The following is a 5,544-nucleotide window of genomic DNA, read 5'->3' on the forward strand; positions in this document are numbered from 1 at the left end:
CTGGATCGAGTGCATTTCGAATTCGATCTTCTGTGAGCCCCATTTCCTGAAGAGAGATGCCTGAGATCTCTTTGCCCGCCTGTTCGATTACGCTCAGGGTGATCTCTTTTGAGCGGACTGCCCGCCCGACAATGTTGTGTGCTGTTCTGAATGGTAGCCCAAACTCACGCACAAGTGTATCGGCAAGTTCGGTGGCGGTCGAAAAGCCCCGGTCACTCTCCCGATACATCCTTTCGGCATTGAATACTGCCGTCTCCATCATTCCTGCAAGAATCTCCATGCTTGCAGCGGTATGGGAGATTCCACTCCAGAGATGTGGTGTCAGGGTCTGAAGATCGCGGTTATAGCTCATGGGGAGACCTTTCATGCAGACGAGTGCGGACTGGAATGCCCCTGCGACCGTTCCGGCGTGTCCGCGCATAATCTCGGCACAGTCCGGGTTCTTCTTCTGCGGCATGATCGAACTGGTGGAGCAGTATATGTCATCAAGCTCGACAAACTCCACAAAGGCACTGCTCCAGAGGATCAGCTCTTCACAGAGCCTGCTTGTATCTGCCATCAGAATGGCGAGGGCAGAGAGTGTCTCAAGTGCAAAATCCCTCCCCGATACCGCATCCATCGAGTTCCCGAGGATGCTGTTGAACCCAAGCAGCCGACTGGTCATCTCACGATCGATCGGAAAACCAGTCGATGCAAATGCGGCTGACCCGAGAGGTGATCGGTTCACGCGGGTAAATGTTTCGATAAGCCGTTCTGCACTTCGGGAAAAGGCCTCTTCATAGGCGAGAAGGTGATGGGCGAGTGTTGTTGGCTGTGCATGCTGGAGGTGGGTGAAGCCCGGCATCACTGTTCCTGTATGCTCCCCGGCACGCCGGATAAGGATCTCCCTGAGTGTGGCAACTGATGTCAGGATCTCCAGAATATCCTCACGCACCCTGATCCTGAGGCAGGTTGCCACCTCATCATTTCGTGACCGTGCAAGGTGAAGCCGTCCTCCGGAATCGATACCGGCTTTTGCAATTAATTCTCCCTCTATTCCCGCATGGATATCTTCAAAACGCTCATCGAATGCCTCATCCGGGATGCCCTCGGTATACATTCTGAAAAGCTCTGATGCAATCTTCTGTGCATGCTCCTTTGGTATCAGGTTCTGCTGCCTCAGCATCGCCAGGTGAGCCATATCCACCCGGAGATCCGCAGAGGCGATCCTCCGGTCAGCTTCCATTGATGAGAGGTACCGTGCAATGAGCGCGCTCCGCTCCCCGGCAAGCCTCCCTTCCCGTATCTGGTCGTGTCGCATCCTCTTCCTCTTCAGGTATGATAGTACCTGAAAACTGATTATCTCTTCGTAGAAATCGATTCTTTTCGGGAAGGAACGTGGTGCTTATCCTCAGCAAAAATTCTCTTTTTGTAGAATTTATTAATTAAATGTCTCTATAATGTCCACGAAATTCCAAAATCCAATAGATTATATAATCTTCCCCACCACTTCTACTTATGAAAATGAAGGTGTTAGGGTGTATCATAACTCTTCTTGCACTTGCCCTGTTGGTTGCGGGCTGTGTCACAGAAGAAGTACCGGTAACTCCCCCGAATGGTGTGCAGAGTGAAGTAGGTATCATGTATACGGCAGTCGGGCAGATGCCGATGCTCCTCTCGACTGGCCAGGTTGACGGGTTCATGGTCTGGCAGCCGCTTGTGTCTGTTGCAACAGTCTCCGGAATCGGGACTGTTGTCAGCTATTCACAGGATCTCCCTCCGGAAGGTACCTGGAAAGATCATACCTGCTGTGCACTCTCTGCACGTGAGGATTTTATCGCAGCACATCCAGATGTTGCAAATGCGTTTGCAGCGCTTTTTATCCTGGCTGGAGACTATGTCCAGAATAATCCCGAGAGAACCGCCGGGATATCAGCCAACTGGCTGTATGGCGGGGCTGATATGACCTTTGGCGATGTGACGATCAGCTCCCATGATGTCCTGAAGGACTCTATCCCGACGATTCGGTTTACAACAGAACACTCACCGGAATGGCTGGAGAGCAATGATGAATTCATTCTGGCTCTCCGTGATATAGGGTACCTGACCGGCTCTCTCAAGGATGCCTCAAAGGAAGAGGTTCGCGGGATGCTCTTTGACTTTGCTCCCTATGAAGCGGGGCGGGCAATGATTGATGCAGGTGAGATTGTCACTCCTGCAAAACTCACGAAGCCGATCTCTCTTGGGTATCTCCCCTCCGATCATGATGCACCCCTCTTCGTTGCCGTGAAGGAATGGCAGTACTTCAATGACGAATATGGTATCGCCCTGAAACCGCGCTCAGATGTCCCGGGCAAGGTTGAAGTTGCCGATCTGATCGTAAACGGTGTAACTGTCGCCGAAGTGAGGCTTGTACTCGGCGAGGGTGGTGCTCCGCTGATGACACTCATGTCGACTGACGCTATCCAGATGGCATATGCCGGCACCCCGCCCGCGATTAATGCCATCGACAAGGGAACGCCTATTAAGATCCTCTTCCCAACACAGACTGAAGGATCTGGCTTTGTTGTTGCGGCCTCTGCTCCGGTTACCGACTGGAACTCATTCATTACATGGGTTGAAAAACGATCTGCCGAGGGTAAACCAGTGAAGATTGCCTCGCCTGCCAGAGGCTCGATCCAGGATGTGCAGATTAAATACGCACTTCAGGAGAGCGGTGTGGTGGTGAAAGAAGTCTGATGAAATGGTATCTGAAGATCATTCCTCTCCTTTTTCTTCTTGTTGCCTGGGAGGTTGTATCGGTTCTATTGAATAATCCATTCATTCTTCCGGAACCGGTATCTGTTGCCGCGGTCCTTTTCAAACCGACGGCGGATATTCTAGGGAGCGGAAGTATCCTGGATAACTCCCTTCTCTCAATCTGGAGGGTTGCTCTTGGATTTGGGCTTGCAGTTGCCTGTGCTGTACCGGCAGGGATTATTATCGGGCGTTACCGTCCTGTCGAAGAGCTGGTAAACCCGATCATCCAGCTCTTCAGGCCCATCCCACCTCTTGCATGGGTTCCTCTTGCATTAGCATGGTTTAAGATCGGCCTTCCCTCCATGGTCTTCATCATCTTCATCGGGTCATTCTTCCCGATTTTGATCAATAGCATAGATGGTGTACGGAGGGTGAATCGTACCTGGATTGAGACTGCGGCGATCTATGGTGCAAAAGGGTGGAAACTCCTTGCATATGTGATTTTACCGGCTGCTGCTCCCGTTATCTGGACGGGTCTTCGGGTCGGTTTTGGGGTTGCCTGGATGTGTGTCGTTGCTGCAGAGATGCTCCCGGGCACCAATTCGGGTATCGGGTACCTGATCATGTACTCATACAACTGGGGTCAGGTGCAGGTGATCATCGCTGGTATGATCGTCATCGGCATCATCGGGATTGGTGTGGATATTCTCTTCCGTGAAGTTGAGAAGCGAAAGTTCCAGTGGCAGGAGATGAACAGATGACTGTTGTCCTCAGAAATGTCAGCAAAACCTTTACAGCGCGCCAGAATGAGCAGCTCCTTGCCCTTGACAATATCTCGGCCACAGTGGCAAAAGGTGAGTTCCTCTGTATCCTCGGCCCTTCAGGCTGCGGAAAGACCACCCTTCTCAGGATGATCGGCGGCCTTGATCATCCGACATCGGGGGAGATTGTTGTTGGGGGAACTCCGGTCACCGGCCCTGATCCGCGGCTTGCCATGATCTTTCAGGAGTATTCACTCTATCCCTGGCGAACCGTCCGGGCAAATGTGGGCTTCGGCCTCCAGATGCGCGGGATGCCAGATGAAGAGCGAGAGGAGATCGTAAACCGCTTCATCGGTCTGGTTGGTCTGGAAGGATTTGGTGATAGTTACCCATATGAACTCTCAGGAGGGATGCGGCAACGTGTGGCGGTTGCCCGGGCGCTGGCAACCGATCCTGCTGTCCTCCTGATGGATGAGCCATTTGGCGCCCTTGACGCGCGGACACGAAACAGGATGCAGAAAGAGCTCCTCTTTATCTGGGAGAAGACGAAGAAGACGGTTATGTTTGTTACTCACAGTGTGGATGAAGCAGTCTTTTTAGCTGATCGGATCATGGTGCTCTCAGCACGACCCGGAAGGATAGCCGGGATCTATGATGTCGACATCCCCCGCCCCCGCGACCGTACCAGTGTCGAGTTTGCAACCATCCGCCGGAATGTGCTGGAATTTATCGATCGTCTCGAGCACAGCCAATAACTTTTATACCTCATACCATCCATTTTATTAAGCATATTTTCATAGCGAGGAGTTTTTTACATGGTACGAAAACCAGCAAAGATGTACAGGGCCATTTCAAAGAAGGCATATACACGCAGGAAATATATGGGTGGTGTCCCGGGCCTGAAGATTGTCCAGTTTGATATGGGGAATCTGAAGGAAGAATTCCCGGTTGCCCTCCACCTTGAAGTGAAAGAGGCATGTCAGCTTCGTCACACAGCTCTTGAAGCTGCCCGTGTGAACATGAATCGTCGCCTTATGAAGGAAGTGGGCAGGAGCAACTTCCATATGAAGCTCCGTGTCTATCCCCACCATGTTCTCAGGGAGAACAAACAGGCAACCGGTGCAGGTGCGGACCGTGTTTCAGAAGGAATGCGCCTTGCATTTGGAAAGGCAGTCGGGACCGCTGCACGTGTACACGAAAGACAGCGTGTCTTCACCATCTGGACATCTCCCCAGTACGTTGAGAAAGCAAAGTATGCGCTTCTCCATGGCGGACATAAGCTTCCAACACCTGTTTGTGTCGTCATCGAAGAGAAGAACTAAAAACCTTCAATACCTTTTTTTTACCTGCATATTTCACGACTTTTATCATCTTTCGCATCATATCAGGCGGTATGAGTACCCGTGAAGAGCAGACGCTCCGGAAGGCTGTCTCGGATGCGACTCTTGCCTGTATCCAAGAGGCTGAGGTATTCCTTCCCCCGGATGTAGAGGCTGCTATTGATGCTGCATACGAGTTGGAAGCCGATCCCGTGGCCCGGGGAGAGCTTGCCAATATTCGCGCGAATATCTCCGAAGCCGGGAGACTGAATCTCCCTCTCTGTCAGGATACCGGAATTGCTGTCATCTACATGACGGTACCTCATTGCTACCCTTTACATGAAGCAGATCTGAGGGAAGCCGTTTATGATGGGGTCAGGCGTGCAACCCTCTCTGTCCCTCTCAGGCCAAATGCAGTCGATCCGGTTTCACGGCAGAACAGTGGTGATAATACCGGTGTTTCAATCCCGCCGATCCATATCAGCGAAGGACCTGATCTCACCATCACTGTCCTTCCGAAAGGAGCAGGATCCGAGAATGTCTCACGCATCGGGATGCTCCTTCCTTCACAGGGAAATGAGATCCCTGCATTTATTGTTGAAACGGTGCTGCTGGCAGGCGGCCGGCCATGCCCGCCGGTTGTTGTCGGCGTTGGGATCGGAGGGACATTTGATCTGGCTGCCGCTCTTGCTAAAGAGGCGCTTCTCCTCCCTATTGATGCGATGGATACCTATGAAACAGAGATC

6 protein-coding genes are annotated in these 5,544 nt (G+C 52.0%); 5 read left to right on the plus strand and 1 reads right to left on the minus strand.

The genetic code is table 11. From position 1 onward, the window contains the following. The coding region (argH, locus tag QCH34_RS05685) for an argininosuccinate lyase (RefSeq protein WP_300331479.1) at window positions 1-1,300 on the minus strand (1,300 nt) is incomplete at its 3' end. Window positions 1,301-1,497: 197 nt separating this feature from the next. Between argH and QCH34_RS05690 the strand changes: the two genes are divergently transcribed. From QCH34_RS05690 to QCH34_RS05710, 5 genes are all read left to right on the plus strand, one after another. Then, complete coding sequence (locus QCH34_RS05690) at window positions 1,498-2,718, plus strand: ABC transporter substrate-binding protein (RefSeq protein ID WP_300331482.1); 1,221 nt, start codon at window positions 1,498-1,500, stop codon at window positions 2,716-2,718. Further along, the gene (locus QCH34_RS05695; protein WP_300331485.1) at window positions 2,718-3,479 is read left to right on the plus strand and encodes an ABC transporter permease; all 762 of its coding nucleotides are present in this window, start codon (window positions 2,718-2,720) and stop codon (window positions 3,477-3,479) included. The genes QCH34_RS05690 and QCH34_RS05695 overlap by 1 nt, the downstream gene beginning before the upstream one ends. Further along, entirely contained in the window at window positions 3,476-4,234 is a 759-nt protein-coding gene (locus QCH34_RS05700; protein ID WP_300331488.1) for an ABC transporter ATP-binding protein, read from the plus strand. The genes QCH34_RS05695 and QCH34_RS05700 overlap by 4 nt, the downstream gene beginning before the upstream one ends. 60 nt (window positions 4,235-4,294) lie before the next feature. Next, a complete protein-coding gene (locus tag QCH34_RS05705; RefSeq protein ID WP_300331491.1) occupies window positions 4,295-4,801 on the plus strand; it encodes a 50S ribosomal protein L16 in 507 nt (168 codons plus the stop codon). A 71-nt stretch (window positions 4,802-4,872) separates the two neighbouring features. Next, the coding region (locus QCH34_RS05710; protein WP_300331494.1) for a fumarate hydratase at window positions 4,873-5,544 on the plus strand (672 nt) is incomplete at its 3' end.

Origin of the sequence: Methanocalculus sp., from assembly GCF_029762515.1 — an archaeon.
GTDB lineage: Archaea > Halobacteriota > Methanomicrobia > Methanomicrobiales > Methanocorpusculaceae > Methanocalculus.